The 15893-nt window shown below is 54.2% G+C and carries 19 protein-coding genes; 5 read left to right on the top strand and 14 right to left on the bottom strand.

Annotated elements, in window-relative coordinates:
• Nucleotides 1-28: 28 nt before the first annotated feature.
• The 13 genes from hemA to AAC621_RS11355 form a co-directional block, all read right to left on the bottom strand.
• Complete coding sequence (hemA, locus tag AAC621_RS11415) at nucleotides 29-1261, bottom strand: 5-aminolevulinate synthase (RefSeq protein WP_340255831.1); 1233 nt, start codon at nucleotides 1259-1261, stop codon at nucleotides 29-31.
• Complete coding sequence (locus AAC621_RS11410) at nucleotides 1258-1716, bottom strand: DUF302 domain-containing protein (protein ID WP_340255828.1); 459 nt, start codon at nucleotides 1714-1716, stop codon at nucleotides 1258-1260. The genes hemA and AAC621_RS11410 overlap by 4 nt, the downstream gene beginning before the upstream one ends.
• A 68-nt stretch (nucleotides 1717-1784) precedes the next feature.
• Nucleotides 1785-3056 carry an NAD(P)/FAD-dependent oxidoreductase gene (locus AAC621_RS11405; RefSeq protein ID WP_340255825.1) on the bottom strand — a complete coding sequence of 424 codons (1272 nt, stop codon included), beginning with the start codon at nucleotides 3054-3056 and terminating at the stop codon, nucleotides 1785-1787.
• Nucleotides 3057-3098: 42 nt separating this feature from the next.
• Nucleotides 3099-3791, bottom strand: coding sequence for a c-type cytochrome (locus AAC621_RS11400; protein WP_340255822.1), 693 nt, complete (start codon nucleotides 3789-3791; stop codon nucleotides 3099-3101).
• Between the two features lie 3 nt (nucleotides 3792-3794).
• On the bottom strand, nucleotides 3795-4847 hold the full coding sequence (locus AAC621_RS11395; RefSeq protein ID WP_340255819.1) for a c-type cytochrome: 1053 nt from the start codon (nucleotides 4845-4847) through the stop codon (nucleotides 3795-3797).
• Between the two features lies 1 nt (nucleotide 4848).
• The gene (soxC, locus tag AAC621_RS11390; protein WP_340255816.1) at nucleotides 4849-6117 is read right to left on the bottom strand and encodes a sulfite dehydrogenase; all 1269 of its coding nucleotides are present in this window, start codon (nucleotides 6115-6117) and stop codon (nucleotides 4849-4851) included.
• A gap of 33 nt (nucleotides 6118-6150) precedes the next feature.
• Nucleotides 6151-7845, bottom strand: a complete 1695-nt coding sequence (soxB, locus tag AAC621_RS11385) for a thiosulfohydrolase SoxB (RefSeq protein WP_340255813.1) — start codon at nucleotides 7843-7845, stop codon at nucleotides 6151-6153.
• An 84-nt stretch (nucleotides 7846-7929) separates the two neighbouring features.
• Nucleotides 7930-8787 (bottom strand): sulfur oxidation c-type cytochrome SoxA, encoded by an 858-nt coding sequence (gene soxA / locus AAC621_RS11380; protein WP_340255810.1) that lies wholly within the window; start codon nucleotides 8785-8787, stop codon nucleotides 7930-7932.
• A gap of 30 nt (nucleotides 8788-8817) precedes the next feature.
• Nucleotides 8818-9147: a thiosulfate oxidation carrier complex protein SoxZ gene (soxZ, locus tag AAC621_RS11375; RefSeq protein ID WP_340255807.1), complete on the bottom strand. Its 330-nt coding sequence runs from the start codon at nucleotides 9145-9147 to the stop codon at nucleotides 8818-8820.
• Nucleotides 9148-9162: 15 nt separating this feature from the next.
• Complete coding sequence (gene soxY, locus AAC621_RS11370) at nucleotides 9163-9585, bottom strand: thiosulfate oxidation carrier protein SoxY (RefSeq protein WP_340256502.1); 423 nt, start codon at nucleotides 9583-9585, stop codon at nucleotides 9163-9165.
• Nucleotides 9586-9611: 26 nt separating this feature from the next.
• Nucleotides 9612-10094: a sulfur oxidation c-type cytochrome SoxX gene (soxX, locus tag AAC621_RS11365; protein ID WP_340255804.1), complete on the bottom strand. Its 483-nt coding sequence runs from the start codon at nucleotides 10092-10094 to the stop codon at nucleotides 9612-9614.
• Between the two features lie 152 nt (nucleotides 10095-10246).
• The gene (locus AAC621_RS11360) at nucleotides 10247-10816 is read right to left on the bottom strand and encodes a SoxW family protein (protein WP_340255801.1); all 570 of its coding nucleotides are present in this window, start codon (nucleotides 10814-10816) and stop codon (nucleotides 10247-10249) included.
• A gap of 24 nt (nucleotides 10817-10840) precedes the next feature.
• A complete protein-coding gene (locus tag AAC621_RS11355) occupies nucleotides 10841-11581 on the bottom strand; it encodes a cytochrome c biogenesis CcdA family protein (RefSeq protein ID WP_340255798.1) in 741 nt (246 codons plus the stop codon).
• Nucleotides 11582-11660: 79 nt separating this feature from the next.
• Here AAC621_RS11355 and AAC621_RS11350 point away from each other — a divergent pair, with 79 nt between their 5' ends.
• From AAC621_RS11350 to AAC621_RS11335, 4 genes are all read left to right on the top strand, one after another.
• Nucleotides 11661-11999 carry a hypothetical protein gene (locus tag AAC621_RS11350; RefSeq protein ID WP_340255795.1) on the top strand — a complete coding sequence of 113 codons (339 nt, stop codon included), beginning with the start codon at nucleotides 11661-11663 and terminating at the stop codon, nucleotides 11997-11999.
• 101 nt (nucleotides 12000-12100) lie between these two features.
• A complete protein-coding gene (locus AAC621_RS11345) occupies nucleotides 12101-12409 on the top strand; it encodes an ArsR/SmtB family transcription factor (RefSeq protein WP_340256499.1) in 309 nt (102 codons plus the stop codon).
• 45 nt (nucleotides 12410-12454) lie between these two features.
• The gene (locus AAC621_RS11340; RefSeq protein WP_340255792.1) at nucleotides 12455-13504 is read left to right on the top strand and encodes a YeeE/YedE family protein; all 1050 of its coding nucleotides are present in this window, start codon (nucleotides 12455-12457) and stop codon (nucleotides 13502-13504) included.
• Nucleotides 13505-13568: 64 nt separating this feature from the next.
• Nucleotides 13569-14489: an MBL fold metallo-hydrolase gene (locus AAC621_RS11335; RefSeq protein WP_340255789.1), complete on the top strand. Its 921-nt coding sequence runs from the start codon at nucleotides 13569-13571 to the stop codon at nucleotides 14487-14489.
• A gap of 40 nt (nucleotides 14490-14529) precedes the next feature.
• On the opposite strand, the gene AAC621_RS11330 is transcribed toward AAC621_RS11335, so the two are convergent.
• Nucleotides 14530-15102 carry a hypothetical protein gene (locus tag AAC621_RS11330; RefSeq protein WP_340255786.1) on the bottom strand — a complete coding sequence of 191 codons (573 nt, stop codon included), beginning with the start codon at nucleotides 15100-15102 and terminating at the stop codon, nucleotides 14530-14532.
• A gap of 181 nt (nucleotides 15103-15283) precedes the next feature.
• On the opposite strand from AAC621_RS11330, the gene AAC621_RS11325 reads away from it, so the two are divergent.
• Nucleotides 15284-15889 (top strand): LysE/ArgO family amino acid transporter, encoded by a 606-nt coding sequence (locus tag AAC621_RS11325; RefSeq protein ID WP_340255783.1) that lies wholly within the window; start codon nucleotides 15284-15286, stop codon nucleotides 15887-15889.
• Nucleotides 15890-15893 lie beyond the last annotated feature (4 nt).

The raw sequence follows: 15893 nt of genomic DNA, 5'->3' as shown, positions 1-15893 counted from the left end.
TTGCGCTGCCTCGATAATCTATGTAAATCTATTGCGCGGCGCGCGCTGTTTGCGCCAATTTACACTCCGCCCAAAGATCAGACAGGGCCTTGACCAAATGATTCATCGCATCTGCGTCGTGAACAGGGCTTGGGGTGATGCGCAGGCGCTCTGTGCCTTTGGGGACTGTGGGATAGTTGATCGGCTGGATATAGATGCCATGCTCATCCAAGAGCCTGTCTGAGATATAGCGGCATTTCACCGGATCACCAACCATGACGGGAATGATATGACTGTCATTGGCAAGATGAGGAATTCCCGCTGCATCCAGGCGCACGCGCAAGTCTGATACCCGCTCCTGATGAGCCGCGCGTTCTGTCTGGCTTTTTTTAAGGTGGCGCACAGCAGCGCAGGCCCCAGCCGCAACCGCGGGCGGCAAAGCGGTGGTAAAGATAAAGCCACTGGCAAAACTGCGGATGAAATCAACCAATGCGGCACTGGCCGCAATATACCCCCCCATCACGCCGTAAGCCTTGCCAAGCGTGCCCTCAATCACAGTCAGACGATCCATTAACCCCAACGCTTCGGCAATCCCGCCGCCGCGTGGCCCGTAAAGACCGACGGCATGCACCTCATCGAGATAGGTCATCGCGCCATAGCGATCTGCCAAATCACAAATCGCGGCGATGGGGGCAATATCGCCATCCATCGAATAAACCGATTCAAAGGCTATTAATTTGGGCTGCTCTGGCGGCAGGGCCGCCAGTTTCGCCTCGAGATCCGCCAAATCATTATGCGCCCAAATGATCTTTTGCGCGCGCGAATGACGGATGCCTTCAATCATCGAGGCATGATTGCCTGCATCTGACAGAACAACACAATCAGGGATTTGCGCGGCCAATGTTCCAAGGGCCGCCCAATTTGACACATAGCCTGAGGTAAATAACAGCGCGGCCTCTTTGCAGTGCAGATCTGCCAATTCCGCCTCAAGCGCGACATGGGCGTGGGTTGTGCCCGAGATATTGCGCGTGCCGCCCGCACCCGCGCCCGTGCGCTGAAGCGCGTCTTGCATCGCGGCAATCACATCAGGGTGTTGACCCATACCTAGGTAATCATTTGAACACCACACCGTGATGTCCCGCGTGCCGCCCTTGTGGTAGTTTTGGGCATGGGGAAAAGCGCCCCGCTTGCGTTCAATATCCGCGAAATAGCGGTAATTGCCTTCGGTGCGCAGCCTGTCGATTTTAGTCGCAAAAAATTTATCGTAATCATAGCCGCTCATTGGTCGCGCGCCTCTAGGATGATCGCGTCCAACAATGCCTCGACCTCTTGCATAGGCCCATCGGGATAGGTGCGGTGACCAATTTGCACGACACCATCCTTTGAAGTAACAAAGATATTATAGGGGCAATGCGCGATATTCGCAGGATCCGCCTCCATCACGCGGCGCGACACAGCTGCGGAGCAAAATAAGAAAATATCTGCCTTATCAAAAATCACCACATCGCTGCCGATATCAGCGGCGGTACGGTTCAGCATATCGCCCGTATATGAGCGATAATCAATGACCAAGCCGCGCCCGATAATGGTGTTCTCCACCGCAAAGGTAGCATCTTCGAAATTGCCGTAATAATCGAAAAACACCGCCTCTTGCGCGCAGGCCTCTTGTGCAGCCAGAGCTGCAACAAGGCCAGTCATAAGACCAACAAAGAGACGGGGGGCAGTGCAGCACGACATAAGCCGTAGTCCTTTAACAAATGGCAGGCAGGGGCGCTCTACGCCCCTGCCCTTCTGATGGTGTTATGTCAGGCAGTGCCAAACATATCTTCAGTAATCGCGTCATACCAACCAAGGCTTTCCCGATAGGTAGCCTCGCGGGTGGCAGCGTCCTCATCCACTTGGCTAACGAACCCGTCAATTTTTGCGATTTTTTCATCGGTCGCTTCGTAGGTTGCACCAACTTTGATACCATCATTTGTATCAATCAGAGACCAGCAGGTATTCGCAAAACGTGCGGGGAACGCTCGGCCGCCTGCAAGATCAGCAACAATAGAATTGGCGCAAACTTTTGCCTGGCTGTTTGCAGAAAAACCTGACTTCGGCATATCACCTTGTGCAGCGGCATCGCCCAGAACATGAACATTTTCATCAATTCTAGATGCTAGATTATATGCTGAGACAGGCGCCCAGTTACCATCAGTAACACCCGCTATTTCCGCGATCCGGCCCGCACGCATCGCAGGTATCACGTTGCAAACGTCAACTTGTTCCACTTGGCCATCAATTGAAACAGTCATCGCGCTTGGATCGACGGACACGTTTGCTCCCCCAAAATCAGGGCCAATCCTTTCGATCATTCCATTATAATGGCGTTGCCAACCGTCTTCGAACAAACCCTGTTTTGAAAACTTGTCTTTTGGGTCGACGATCAAGATCTTAGCTGTTGGATTTGTTTCCTTCAGCATATGAGCGACCATTGACACTCGCTCGTATGGCCCTGGAGGGCAGCGGTATGGGTTGGGCGGCGCTACCATTGCAAATACGCCGCCTTCGCGCATGTTGGCCAGTTGAGCCTTCAATAGCTCGGTTTGGCTGCCCGCTTTGTAGGCATGAGGCATAGCGTTTTGAGACGCTAAGGACCAACCTGGGACACTGTCTTCAATGAAATCGATGCCAGGGCTCAACACCAAACGGTCGTAACTAAGCGATGCACCACCGGCAAGTGTTACCGTTTTCGCCTGTCGATCTACATCTACTGCCCAATCATGCACGACATTGATTCCATAATCGGCAGCCAAAGTGCCGTAACTGTGGCCTAGGCTATCAATTTCTCTGAACCCACCTAAGTACAAATTCGAGAAAAAGCAGGTGTAGTAACTGCGAGTTGGCTCAACCAATGTCACGTTAATAGCGCCCTGGCTGCCATTCGCAATGTAGCGAGCAGCTGTGGCACCACCTGCGCCACCACCAATCACAACAACGTTGGGTGCAGCTTGCGCTCGAGCGAGCATCGGCGTAGCCAAGGTAGCAGAAACCGCAGCTGCGCTACCTAGAAACTGTCTTCTATCAAGTGGCATTCCAAATTCCTCCCTTTTGGTCACCGGTTTAGTTGAACATTACTATTCAACGGTCGTAAAGTATGCTGCCAGAGCAGCGATCTCTTCATCTCCCAACCTATTGGCAATCATGGTCATTACTTGATGCTCACGCTGACCAATTTTGTAGCTCATTAGCGAATGTACGAATGTTGAGGGCGCAAGGCCAACAATTGACGGAATATCGCCGCCCGATTGCGCCGCATGACAGGCGGTGCATTCTGATGACAGATACTCACCATAGGCATAATCGCCCTCAATCGCCAAAATCGCTGCGATTTCTGGGGGCACATCCTCTGTGCTTGTTGGAGTGGCCGTACTGTCATAATTACCCGCCTCCGCTACGATATAGGCTACCAAATCTGCACGGCTGTCGGGGTCGCTGATCCCGCGAAACACCATACGAGTGCCACGATAGTACCCTTGAGGATCTTCAAGAAAGCGGTTGAGGCGGTCTTCTGTCCAAAGCTCGCCCTCATTGCCCGCCTCGGTCAGCGTATCAGAATAGCGGTAATCCGAAAGCCCCCCAACGGGGCGACCCATCAAACCATCCAGATGCGGGCCCACGCGATTGATTGCACCATCCCCAATCATGTGACATGCGGCGCAGGGGCGAAACGCCGCCTGCCCCGCAGCCGGGTCACCCTCGGGCATTGCGGGGGAGGATTGCATTGCCCAAGACATCAAAGCAAAGGCAAAGAGCCCTTGTTTCGCCATCGCCTACTCCCCACCTTCGGTGCGCAGATAAGCGATAATGGCCTCGGCATCTGCCGCATCCCGCAATCCACGGAAGGCCATGCGGTTATTTGGAAGATATCCGCGCGGATCCATCAGATAGGCAGTCAGTGCCTCATCATCCCACACCAGACCATCGGCGCGGGCCTGTTCAAAGGCAGGGGAATAGCGGAACCCTTCGGCATGGGCCGCGGTTGCCATATAGATGCCGTTAAGCTGCGGCCCCGCACCATTGCGCGCCCCCTCGCCCACTTGGTGGCAAGAGCGACAGGCGCGGAAGGCTTCCTCACCTGCGGCAATCAATTCTGGGCTTGGGCCTGTATCTGCGGGCGCGGCCTCTTCGGCGGCGGCGGCAACCTCAACCACCTCAACGGCGGCGGCATCGCCCTCGGTTTCTGGGGTTACATCCAAAACCGCCGCGCGTGCCGTGATCTCGACACTCTCGGCGCAGTTTTCCATACAGACCGCTTCGCTGAACATGGGCAATTCCACCTCGGCGCGGTCATCCATGAAGAAATTCTCTTCATTGGGCAAACGCACCTCGAGGAAATTGTCATTCGACAATTCGAAATCGTCATCCACGAGATCGTTGGAATACATGATATAGGCCACAATCGCGTAGACCTCATCATTGCTGAGGCTCTGAGCATTACCATAGGGCATCGCGCGGTGGACATAATCCCACACAGTCGACAGATAAGGCCAATATGACCCGACTGTCTTGTTGGGGTCTTCGCCTTGCAAAGTGCCAAAACCACCTGCAATCACGGGCCAACGGCCACGGGCCTCGCCAAAGTCACCATGGCAAGCCGAGCAATTATCAATCCATAATTCTTCGCCCGTGAACACATCACCCGACCCAACGGGCAGGCCCAGACCATCGGGGCGCACATCAATATCCCATGCCGCGATTTCTTCGGGCAAAGCGGTGCGACCCAAACCATAGCCGCCATCCCTAGAGGGGGCCGCATTCTCAGCAAGCGCAAAGGTTGCGCCCCCCATCAACAGGGCTGCGGAAAGACTGATTACCTTATTCATCTTATCCAACCTCCACATTTTCCGCATTGCCGTTTTCATCCACCGCCCAAGTCTGGATCCCGTTATTGTGGTAGATGGAGTTCTCGCCGCGCACATGGCGCAGCATTTCCTTGGTGGGCTGCACATAGCCCGTGCTGTCATGGGCCCGGCTTTGCAACAGCAAGGGCCGCCCATCCCAATCAAATTCGAAATAGAAGCGATGCATGGACTTGTCTAAGGATGGCCCTGACATGCGCGCTTGGTGCCAATTAATGCCACCATCCAGCGTCACATCAACACGCGGAATTGTGCCGCGACCCGACCAAGCTACCCCCGTCAAAACAGTTGGGCCAGTCCCATGGGTGATGGGGGCCTGGGGGCTTGGGTTGGTGATGACAGATTTTGCATCCATCTCCCATGTAAAGCGCCGCGCCTGACCATTTTCGAGAAGGTCAGTATATTTCGAGGTTTCCTCGCGGTGATGCCATGGTTGATCGCCCACTTCGATGCGGCGCAACCATTTCACCCACATATTCCCTTCCCAACCCGGCACGACAAGACGCAGCGGATAGCCCTGTTCAGGGCGCAGTGCCTCGCCGTTCATCTTGAAGGCGACAAGACAATCATCAAGCGCCTTTTCCATAGGGATGGAACGGGTCATGCCCGAGGCATCCGCCCCTTCTGGCAGGATCCATGTGCCATTTGTTTTCACCCCTGCCTCTTCAAGCAGCAGGCGCAAGGGCACGCCTGTATAGACCACGTTATGGATCATCCCATGGGTGAATTGGCACCCGTTCAACTGCGCGCCACGCCATTCCATCCCTGAATTGGCCGCGCATTCGAGGAAATAAACGCGGTTCTCACGCGGGAAGCGCATGATGTCCTGCATGGTAAAGACAAGCGGATTATCCACCAAACCGTTGATCATCAGGCGATGATCTTCGGGGGCGATTTCGGCCACCCCGCCGTGATGGCGCTCAAAGCACAGGCCATTGGGGGTGATGATCCCATCAAGCTCATGCAGCGGCGTGAAATTGACCGATGACACGCTATCGGCGGTCAGCCATGGCACATTGCGGCGCACCACATGGGCCTCATGCGGGGATGGCATACCATAGGGCGCGGCATCCACGCCGGGCCCGAGATACTGTGTCCAAGGCTGCATTTCCGTGATCAATGGATCGGGGGCCGCCTGCGCGTAAACCTTGCCTGCAGCAAGAGCGCCACCTGTAACTGCGGCCCCTTTCAGGAATTGCCGCCGCGAAGGGGTGAAACCATCGTCTTTAGCCATGTCAGCTCCTTCAATAATCAATGCGGGCGAGGCTTAGCCCGCAACAACATCCACGCTGGTGTTGGGGTTAACTGTGACGGTGCCTTGCGCACGGATATGGTCTTCGACCACATCCCAAATCGCAGGCCCTTCGGTTCCTTCATTCACGCTGGCCCAACCCGCCACGACATAGGAGGCAGCAGGGTCGATGCGTTCGCCTGTTTCGAGCAGGGTCATCTCGGAAATACGGCTGCCCGCTGGCGCGTTGACATCAATCCGATATCCCATACCGCCCACGCGAACCATATCGCCGCCCTGTTGGTAATAGGGGTCGGGGTTAAAAATGTTATCGGCCACATCTTCCATCACGACTTTTAGGAATTCGCCGGTCATCTCAGTGCGATAGGCCTGCGGATAGCTCATGGCGGTCGCGTTATAGATATCTTCGCGCTTGATCTCTTGACCCGGCAGCACGCTTGGCCCCCAACGGAAACCGGGGGATAGGGCGATCTGTGCGTCCCGTTGACTGATCAGGGCGTTACAGATCACATCATCCCATGTGCCGTTAAAGTTACCGCGGCGATACAATAGCGACCCCGCGGTGCCGATCACCTCGCCCATCTCGGCCTCAAAGGGCGCGCGGGTCTGCGCAATCAAGGCCGCCATGTCAGGATCAGGCGCAATCACATCTGAGAAAATCGGGATCAACCGATGTGTCAGGCCTTGCAGCGCGCCATCGCGCACGTCCAAATCAACACGGCTGACGAATTTGCCATGACTGCCCGAGGCGATGAGGAATGTATTGCCCACCTGAACCGCGTCAGGCAGCGCATCATGGGTGTGACCTGTCAGGATCACATCAATTCCAGGTATATCGCGGGCGAATTGGCGGTCTGTGTCAAAGCCATTGTGCGACAGTAGAACGACCACCTCAGCACCAAGGCCGCGCACCTCCTCGACCACTTCGGCGATGCGTTCACGGCGCAGCCCGAAACTATATTCAGGGAACATCCAACCTGGATTGGCGATTGGCATATAAGGGAAGGCTTGCCCAATCACCGCAACCATGGTGCCGCCGCGCTCGAACAATTTGTAATCGTCAAAAATGGGTTCATCCCATTCAGCGTCAAAAATATTCGCGCCCAAGAAGGCAGGTTGCAGCGAATTTTCGACAATCTCATGCACGCGGTCAGAGCCCAGCGTGAATTCCCAATGCGAGGTCATGGCATCCACGCCAAGCGCGTTGAAAAGATCCACCATATCTTGGCCATTGGTGCGCAAAGCGGGCAAAGACCCCTGCCATGTATCGCCCCCGTCCAAGACAATCGCATCAGGCCGTTCGGCGCGAATGGCGTTGACCACAGTCGCGATGCGGTCAAGCCCGCCCATGCGGCCATAACCTTGGGCAAGGGCCGCGAAGTCACTATAGGTCAGCGCATAATCCAGATGACTGCCCTGAGAGATGCCATAGGCCGCGCGAAAATCCGCGCCCGTCAAATGCGGAACCTGCCCCAAGGCAGAGCCTACGCCCAAGTTGAACTCGGGCTCGCGGAAATAAATCGGTTGGGTTTGCGCATGAATGTCAGTGATATGCACCAAGGTGACATTCCCTGCCCCGCCTGTGCCAATCAGATCTTCCTGTGTCAGAGCTTGTTGCGCGGCAAGTTTGGCCCAATTGCCAAAGCCCGATGCGCCATAAAGCGCAGTCGTGGCCAAAGCAGCTTGAAGGAAATGACGGCGTGCGATCATGTTCTATCACTCACATTCTAAAAATTGCATATATTTAGATACAAAATGCCCGCCTCAGGATCCCTGAGGCGGGCAAACAGTAAATCAGTTTCGAACCGACGGCCCCTCGACCGTCAGACCATTGCCACGCGATGCAACGTAAAGTTCCAGCGCAACAAATTCATCACTGCCGATCGCATAGGTTTCTGCGCGTGTATCACGTACACACCCACGGAAACGGTTTTGGACACCATTAAGTCTCGCATTCTTCAAACGATACGTCGGAAAACCATTAATCTGGCCCTGACTTAGGTGATCGGCACGAATACGATTTCCATAATTTTCTTCATGGCAATTAGCACAACTTAATTCCAGCTGCCCAAACCGTGTATAGTATATTTCACGTCCTAACTCCCAAGTTTCATGGGCAGGGCCGTCGATTGCCACGTCGACTATTTGACCGCGTCCAACGGATGCAATGAACGCAGTGATATCAAGCATATCACCAGAATTAATGCCCCAAGGCTCTTCCATACCCATTTGTTCAGTTTGGCATTCCCGGACTTGCATTTCCACTGTTTGGACTGCACCGTGTTCTGCATCCCATTTAGGATATGTGGCACGAACATTCGTCAAATCGGACGATTGATGACATGAAGCACAGCTTTGCCCATCAGCACCCATAGCCGTGTTGAAAAGCTGTTCGCCGTTTTCAACAAACAACATCCCAGGGTTGTCAAAATCATCCGCTTGCATAGCTTGGGTTTCATCAGCACGGAATACCCAGCCGGAGTAAATGGTGGAAACTGCTCCCTCCAAATGAGCAGGCGCTGCGGTTCGCACCACCATTTCGATTTCACCATTCACTACGAGATCTGCATCTTCGTCAGCATGCAAAACGCTCGATGATGCTGCCACCCCTAATGCAACGGCGATAGTCGCGATTTTGGACTTAGTGTTCATTCGTTGCTTCCTCCCTCGTGCTGACAATAATCAGCTTACTGAAATCTCAGAACTCTCTTCATAAACCGATCCATCGTCGTCATACCAAGTGAAGTTAAAGGTTCCAGACTCAGTAACCTTTGCTTCAAATTGGAGGTAAGGATTTGTGGATATCGATGGTTCCAAAGTAATATCGACGACCACTTCATCATTTAGGGTGCATACAAATCGATTGATGATTGAGCGTGGTATCACTTCACCATCGCCATTTCGACGCATACCGCTTTCCATCGGATGGCTAATAAGCGTGCGTACAGATACTACCTCGCCTACCGAGGCCTCACGAGGTGCACGAACACGTGCAGTTACATTCTCTGCCATTTTAATCTCCGTTTCTCAGCCGCCGCAGCCGCCGATTGTAACCTTTACGTTAGACACAGCCTTCGCGAAGGTCCCATCAGACATCTTAGCGATGGCTATGACGTCTTGCTCACCCGCAAGACGAATACGGGTTGTGGCAGCTTGCGAGCCTGCGGCCGGGCCAAACTTAAAAGTCGCTACGTTCGGGTTTGGATTTCCATCGGCAAATATTACGATCTCCTCAGCGCCAGGTGCGCTCACTTCGATTTGAACCGTATTACCGTTCTCTGCGATCTCAGGCGCTATGAGCGTGAGGCCAGTATCTGATGTAGCTGCACCGCCAGTGTAAGCGGAAATAGCTTCACCAGCTCCTTCTGCTAATGACAAATTAGGCAACACTGTCAAAGCGGCAGCGGAGGTAACAGTTGTACCAACAAACTTTCTGCGCGTAAGTGACATGAATTTATCTCCCATAAACGCTCAATTTAGTATTCAGTGAGGGTCAAAAGATAGGCCACCACATCTTCGATATCTTGCGCTGCCAATAGAGGATCAAGAGCCCCTTCCGCAGCCTTTCCTGTGTAAGCATCTCCTGGCCTTATGTAGCCATCAATTTTATAGAAGCTTGGCATCACTGACTCAGGAAACATAGCCTTGGCGTTGACTACGATCCCTCGCAACCCGGCCTCATCCCAGCGTGCGCCAACACCATCCAGAGATGGGCCAACTTCACCGTGGAATGGATATTCTTGCAACGCAGTTACCTGATGGCATGCAATACAGTTCCCAAGTCCACGAGTGGTCATAACCTCTTGGCCGCGAGCAGGGTCCCCCGCAATTCCGGTCAATGACTGGGCAATTTCTCCGTATTCATTGGCCACAACGGCCGAGGGTGACACAACCTCAGCTTGTGTTGCACCTGCGGACACTCCTAAGAGAGCCGCCAAAATTATATGGCGTGTAAACATTTTTCCTCCCTAGGGCGATTCATGCGCCTCTGTATACAACGGTAAACAAGTGCACCCTTAGATTGCAAGAACATATTTACTTTTTTGAATAGGTTGTAATGCAAGTCACTGAAATTACTTGCACTTAATACTGCTGCAAAACCAAAGATTTCCTATTGCGGCAGCTGATCACGCAGCATGCGGGCATGATAAGCCTGAAAGCCCTCCTCGCTCTCATAGCCCTTTTCCAATACCCAATTGAGCATATTGAAGGTCGTCCACCGGCCAAATGCGCCCGGGATCATCGCAACCGCGGCATCAGGCGCAGTGGCACCTTCTGGCACATCCTCGGGGAAAAACAAGATTGTGGGCGTAAACATCACCCGCCACCGCCGCACCATATCGCCCTCCCACAACGTGGTGCCGTCAAAATCAACCATCTCGGTGCTGCCATACATATTGACACGCACCACAAAGAAATCATCGGTGAGCATCTGTTCAATTTCGGGGATCACATAGACCTCTTCGTGCATCTGCGTGCAGTAGATGCAGCCGCGCTGTTCGATCATCACGACCAGACGCTTGCCCATCGCATTGGCCTCGTCCAAATCCTCGCGCAGATCACGGAACGTATCCATAATCCAATCGGCGCGGTGCAGCCCATCGCCATCCAATTCCACCGCCACAGCCGACAGTGGTAGCAGCGCAAGACCTGCGGCAACGATCATAGTTCTTAGGTTCATATCGCATCCTCCCCTTTTGCCGCCTTAACCCAATTGGCGGAAAATCTCGAAATTCTCGATCAGCCATTGGCCAATGTAATTGAGGGCATTGGTCGCAATCAGCACACCAAAGATGATCAAAAGCGCGCCCATGATTTTTTCGACCAGCCCCAAATGACGGCGGAACCGCCCCATCATGCGCATAAACGGCCCCACAAATCCTGCCGCCAAAACAAAGGGCAAGGTCATGCCTTGACCATAGGCCAACAGCAATGTGGCCCCTTGACTGGCCGTGTCAGTTCCAGCAGCGGTGAACAAAATCGCAGCCAAAACAGGGCCCACACAAGGCGTCCACCCAAAGGCAAAGGCAAGACCGATCACATAAGCCCCGCCATATGACATATTGCTGACCGATCCCGCCTCTGCACGAAACTGGCGATACAAGATGCCAATTCGGATCACGCCGAGGAAATGTAGACCCATTGCAATAATCAGCGCGGCTGCAATCCAACGCAGAATATCAAACCAATCGCGCAGCAATTGTCCAAACACCGAGGCCGAAGCCCCCAGCCCAACAAAGACCGTCACGATGCCCGCGGCAAAGAACATCGCCGCAAGAACCGCACGCAAACGGATTTCACGCGTGATGCCACCGCCCTCGGCAACCTGATTTAGGCTTACACCAGCAAGGTAACTAAGGTAGAATGGCACCATCGGCAAAATGCATGGCGATAGAAACGACAACAGTCCCGCAACAAAGGCACCGCCCAGAGTTACATCGAACATGACGCCTCCTATCGTTTCATATTCAAATATTCATATTGCGTTTACAAATTTGGGCAAGTCAATCTTTGCACGTACAACAATGCTGTTTTTTGCGTTTGGGTTGTGCGCGACCACAGTGGCCTCGGCACAAAATTTGGAATTGCTGATGATTGAAGATGAGGGATGTGTGTATTGCGCGCTCTGGCATGCCGAGATCGGCCCGGAATTTCCGATTACCCCAGAGGGGCAAACAGCCCCTTTGCGTCAAGCGGATATTGATGATGCCCTGCCAGATAGCGTAACACTTGCGCAGCGAGCGGTTTACACACCCACGTTTGTTCTGCTCAAAGATGGTGCGGAAACAGGCCGTATCGAAGGCTATCCAGGCGAAGAATTCTTTTGGTTTTTGCTCGGCCAGTTGATTGATGCTGCAGGTTAAGCTAAACCCTGGCTCAAATTGAGATGCCCCACCCGATCTCGGCAGGATGGACCATGCTTAACGAAGACAGGCCAACAATATTGCCTGACATCACTGCCCCGATGGACAAAGTTCATTGGGAAAAACTGCGCTGCGAGGCACAGGCTGCAAGCGATTTCCTCAAGGCAATCAGTCATGAGGGCCGCTTGATGATCTTGTGCGCATTAACGCGCGGTGAAAAATCTGTGACCGAGATTGAAACGCTCTTATCGCAACGTCAGGCGGCTGTGTCTCAACAGCTTGCGCGCCTGCGTCTTGAGGGGTTGGTGACCGCACGGCGCGATGGAAAGCAAATATATTATCGTTTGACAGATGACCGCGCAGCGCGGATCATCGAACTGGTTTACGAGTTGTTCTGCGCCAAAGGGTAAGATCGGGCAAATCGGTCACCCCTGTTCCGGCGGAAGGGAGGGGACGTGCTCGAAGTATTGGGTGAGCCATTGGCCATTGTGCTGATCGGCCTTACAGGTGGTTTGATCTTGGGCCTTGCCGCGCGTTTGGCGGGATTTTGCACCTTAGGCATGATCGAAGATGTCCATTATGGTGAGAACACAGGCCGCGTTTACCTGTGGCTTGCGGCACTTGGCATCGCCATTTTCCTCAACCACGCGTTGCATCATTTGGGCTATCTTGATTTGGGCCGCGTGGTTTACCTGCAAAGCAGCTATACAATAGCGGGCGCCATTATCGGCGGACTGATTTTTGGCTATGGCATGGCGCAGGCGGGCAATTGCGGCTTTACGGCCTTGGCCCGCTTTGGTGGTGGCGATTTGCGCGCGATGGTCATTGCTTTGGTCATGGGCGTTGCTGCCCTGATCGCCCTATCGGGCATTCTGGCCCCGCTGCGGATCTTGTTGTTTGACGCTACCCCTGCGCATGGCACCCCAACAAGCCTTGCCTTTCTTGTAGGCGATTTGGTGGCCCCTTCGGTTTTAGGAATGGCTCTTGGATTAACTGTGTTTTTAATCGCTATTGTCAAAACCCCAAAGGCGCGGCTCTTGCGCAACACATTCTGGGGCATGACGGTTGGGGTCGCGGTGACATGGGGCTTTTTCGGTACCTATTGGGTGGGGCAAAACGGCTGGCAGGCTTGGCCTGTTGTCTCACAAACCTTTGCTGCATCTATCGGTGAGACCATCCATTATGCAATGTTCTCCTCAGGGATCGCCGCGAAATTTGGAATTGGCTCCGTCATCGGCGTGATCTCGGGCGGTTTTTTAGGCAGCTTGATCAAAGGGGGCTTTCGGTGGGAGGCCTGCGAAGACCCGCGTGAATTGAAGCGCCAATTGTTTGGGGCAGTTTTAATGGGCTTTGGCGCCGTATTGGCCGCTGGATGCAGCATCGGTCAGGGGCTATCAGCCATGTCCAGCCTCTCTATCACCGCCCCCCTTGTCGCGGCAGCAATCTGGCTTGGGGCATGGGTCGGCCTGCGCCAATTGATCCTTGGCTTCGAGGCCGAGTCGTAAATATTAGACTTTTCGAATATGTTTTGCTTGGCTATCCTTCTCCCGAAATTTGGGAGGAATGACCATGCAAATCACCAGACGCAATTTGATCTTATCAAGTGCTGCAGCCACCCTGTCAGGCCTTGCCCTGCCGCGCAAACTATGGGCGCAGACCACGCTAAATATGGGTGATTTTGAGGTGATGACCCTCTCAGATGGCAGCCTCACCTTGCCAGCAGATTTCATCTTTGGCCCAATGGATGACGCGGCCCTTGCCCCCATTTTGGCCGAGGCTGGCGTAGATCGAAACGCGCCGCTGACGCCGCCCTGCAATGTCACGCTTCTGCGAAAGGGCGATGCAACAATCCTGATCGACACAGGCGCAGGTTTTGCTTTTCAAGACAGCGCGGGGCAATTGCTTGATGCACTCAACGCGGCGGGCATTGCGGCAGATGACATCACCCATGTTCTCTTTACCCATGGCCACCCTGACCATCTTTGGGGTGTGCTAGATGATTTTGACGAGGCGACATTCTTCAATGCCGAGCACATCATGGGCGAGATTGAATATGACTATTGGATGGACCCAAACACCGTCAATTCAATTGGCGAGGCCCGCGCGGCCTTTGCCGCAGGGGCCTCGCGCCGGCTTGACAGTTTGGGCGACCAGATCACGCGGATCAGTGATGGCGCCGAAATCGTTTCTGGCCTCCGCGCGAAATTAACGCCCGGCCATAGCCCGGGCCATATGGCCTTTGAAATTGCGTCAGGTTCACAACAATTGATGATCATTGGTGATGTCGTGACCAATGACCACGTTGGCTTTGCACGGCCCGAGTGGACATCGGGATCAGATCAGGATGAGGCCTTGGGGGCAGAAACCCGTGCCGCGCTGATGGATCAATGCGCCGCTGACGAGATCACCATCATCGGCTATCACCTGCCCAATGGCGGGATCGGCCGCGCCACCCGCGCCAATCAGGGGTATCGGTTCGAGGGGGCGTGACAACGCCCCCCCTCTTAATCAGCACATCAGTAGCGAAAGACTAGTTGCGGCCGCGGCCATTGCCGCCGCCGTTCCCATTTCCGTTGCCGCCGCCATTGCCGCCCGCATTGCCATTTCCATTTCCACCGCTATTGCCGCCCGCATTGCTGTTGGACGGGCCGTCAGCGCGGGTGGCAGATGCCGCAGCATTGCCCATATTGCCGCCATTTGCGGCGCGGGTTTCCACGCGTTCCTGCTGACGCGCACGGGCCTGTGCGACTGCCTCGCGCGCGCGATCAGATGCTTGGGCGGGTAAGTCTTCTGCAACGATACCGTTCCTACGCTCGGCGCGCGAAACTATGCCATCCCCATCTTCATCCAAGGCGACAACCATCTCAGTCACCTCAAAGGTTTCAGGATCCAACTCTAGCTCAAGAAGAATGCCGTCTTGCTCTGCGACCAAAGTCGGCGGGGTGAAGATCGAGTCTTCGAGCGTAAACTCAGTATACCCTTCTGTAGCGAGATCACTGACCAATGCCTCAATCTCTGGCGCGACCTCCTGCGCTTGAACAGCCCCGAGAGAAAACCCGATTGAAGCCAAAATAGAAATCGTCAATATACCCTTGCGTGCCATCACATACCCCTTTCATACTCATTACACTCACCCCATAAATATAGGGGATTTTTTCAAAAAATAAGTACTTCCAAGCACTAAGTGGAAATTTAGGGCGTTGAAACCCCAAAGGCACAATAGAAAAACAGTCCCGTATTATGAAAACATTTCAACCCGACACCAATTCACCCATGCGCAGATTATGACCGCCTTCATCACAGGATTTTTCACCAGCCTAACCTTGATTTTGGCCATTGGGGCGCAAAATGCCTTTGTGCTGCGCACAGGGCTGTTGGGGCGTCATGTGTTTTGGGTTTGTCTCACCTGTGCGCTGTCAGACGCGATTTTGATCAGCCTTGGGGTTGCAGGCTTTGAACGGGCGACCGCGGCGCTGCCTTGGATTGCGCCTGCCCTCACCTATGGCGGGGCGCTCTTTCTGTTCACCTATGGCGCGTTGCGATTTCGCGCTGCATTTGAAGGCACGGACGCAATCGACCTGAGCAAGGCCACCCCACCGACACGCCTTTGGGCAAGTCTGACCGCTTGTTTGGCCATCACATGGCTCAACCCGCATGTCTATCTCGACACCATGGTTCTTTTGGGCGCGGTTTCTGCCCAATTTATCGGGCAGAAACCCATTTTTGCAGCGGGAGCCGTTCTGGCCTCTTTTTGCTTTTTCTTCAGCCTTGGCTTCGGCGCACGGCTCGCGCGGCCCTTATTTCAGTCCGCCAAAGCATGGCGCTTTCTTGAGGCGGTCATTGGCGGCATCATGTGGACCATTGCGGCAGGGCTACTTCTTTCAGCCTAGCCCA

Source organism: Roseobacter sp. HKCC-CH-9208 (assembly GCF_037805125.1).
In the GTDB taxonomy this organism is placed as follows: Bacteria; Pseudomonadota; Alphaproteobacteria; order Rhodobacterales; family Rhodobacteraceae; genus M30B80.
Note: the sequence above shows the minus strand (reverse complement) of the source record. Positions and strands in the feature narration are given on the sequence as shown.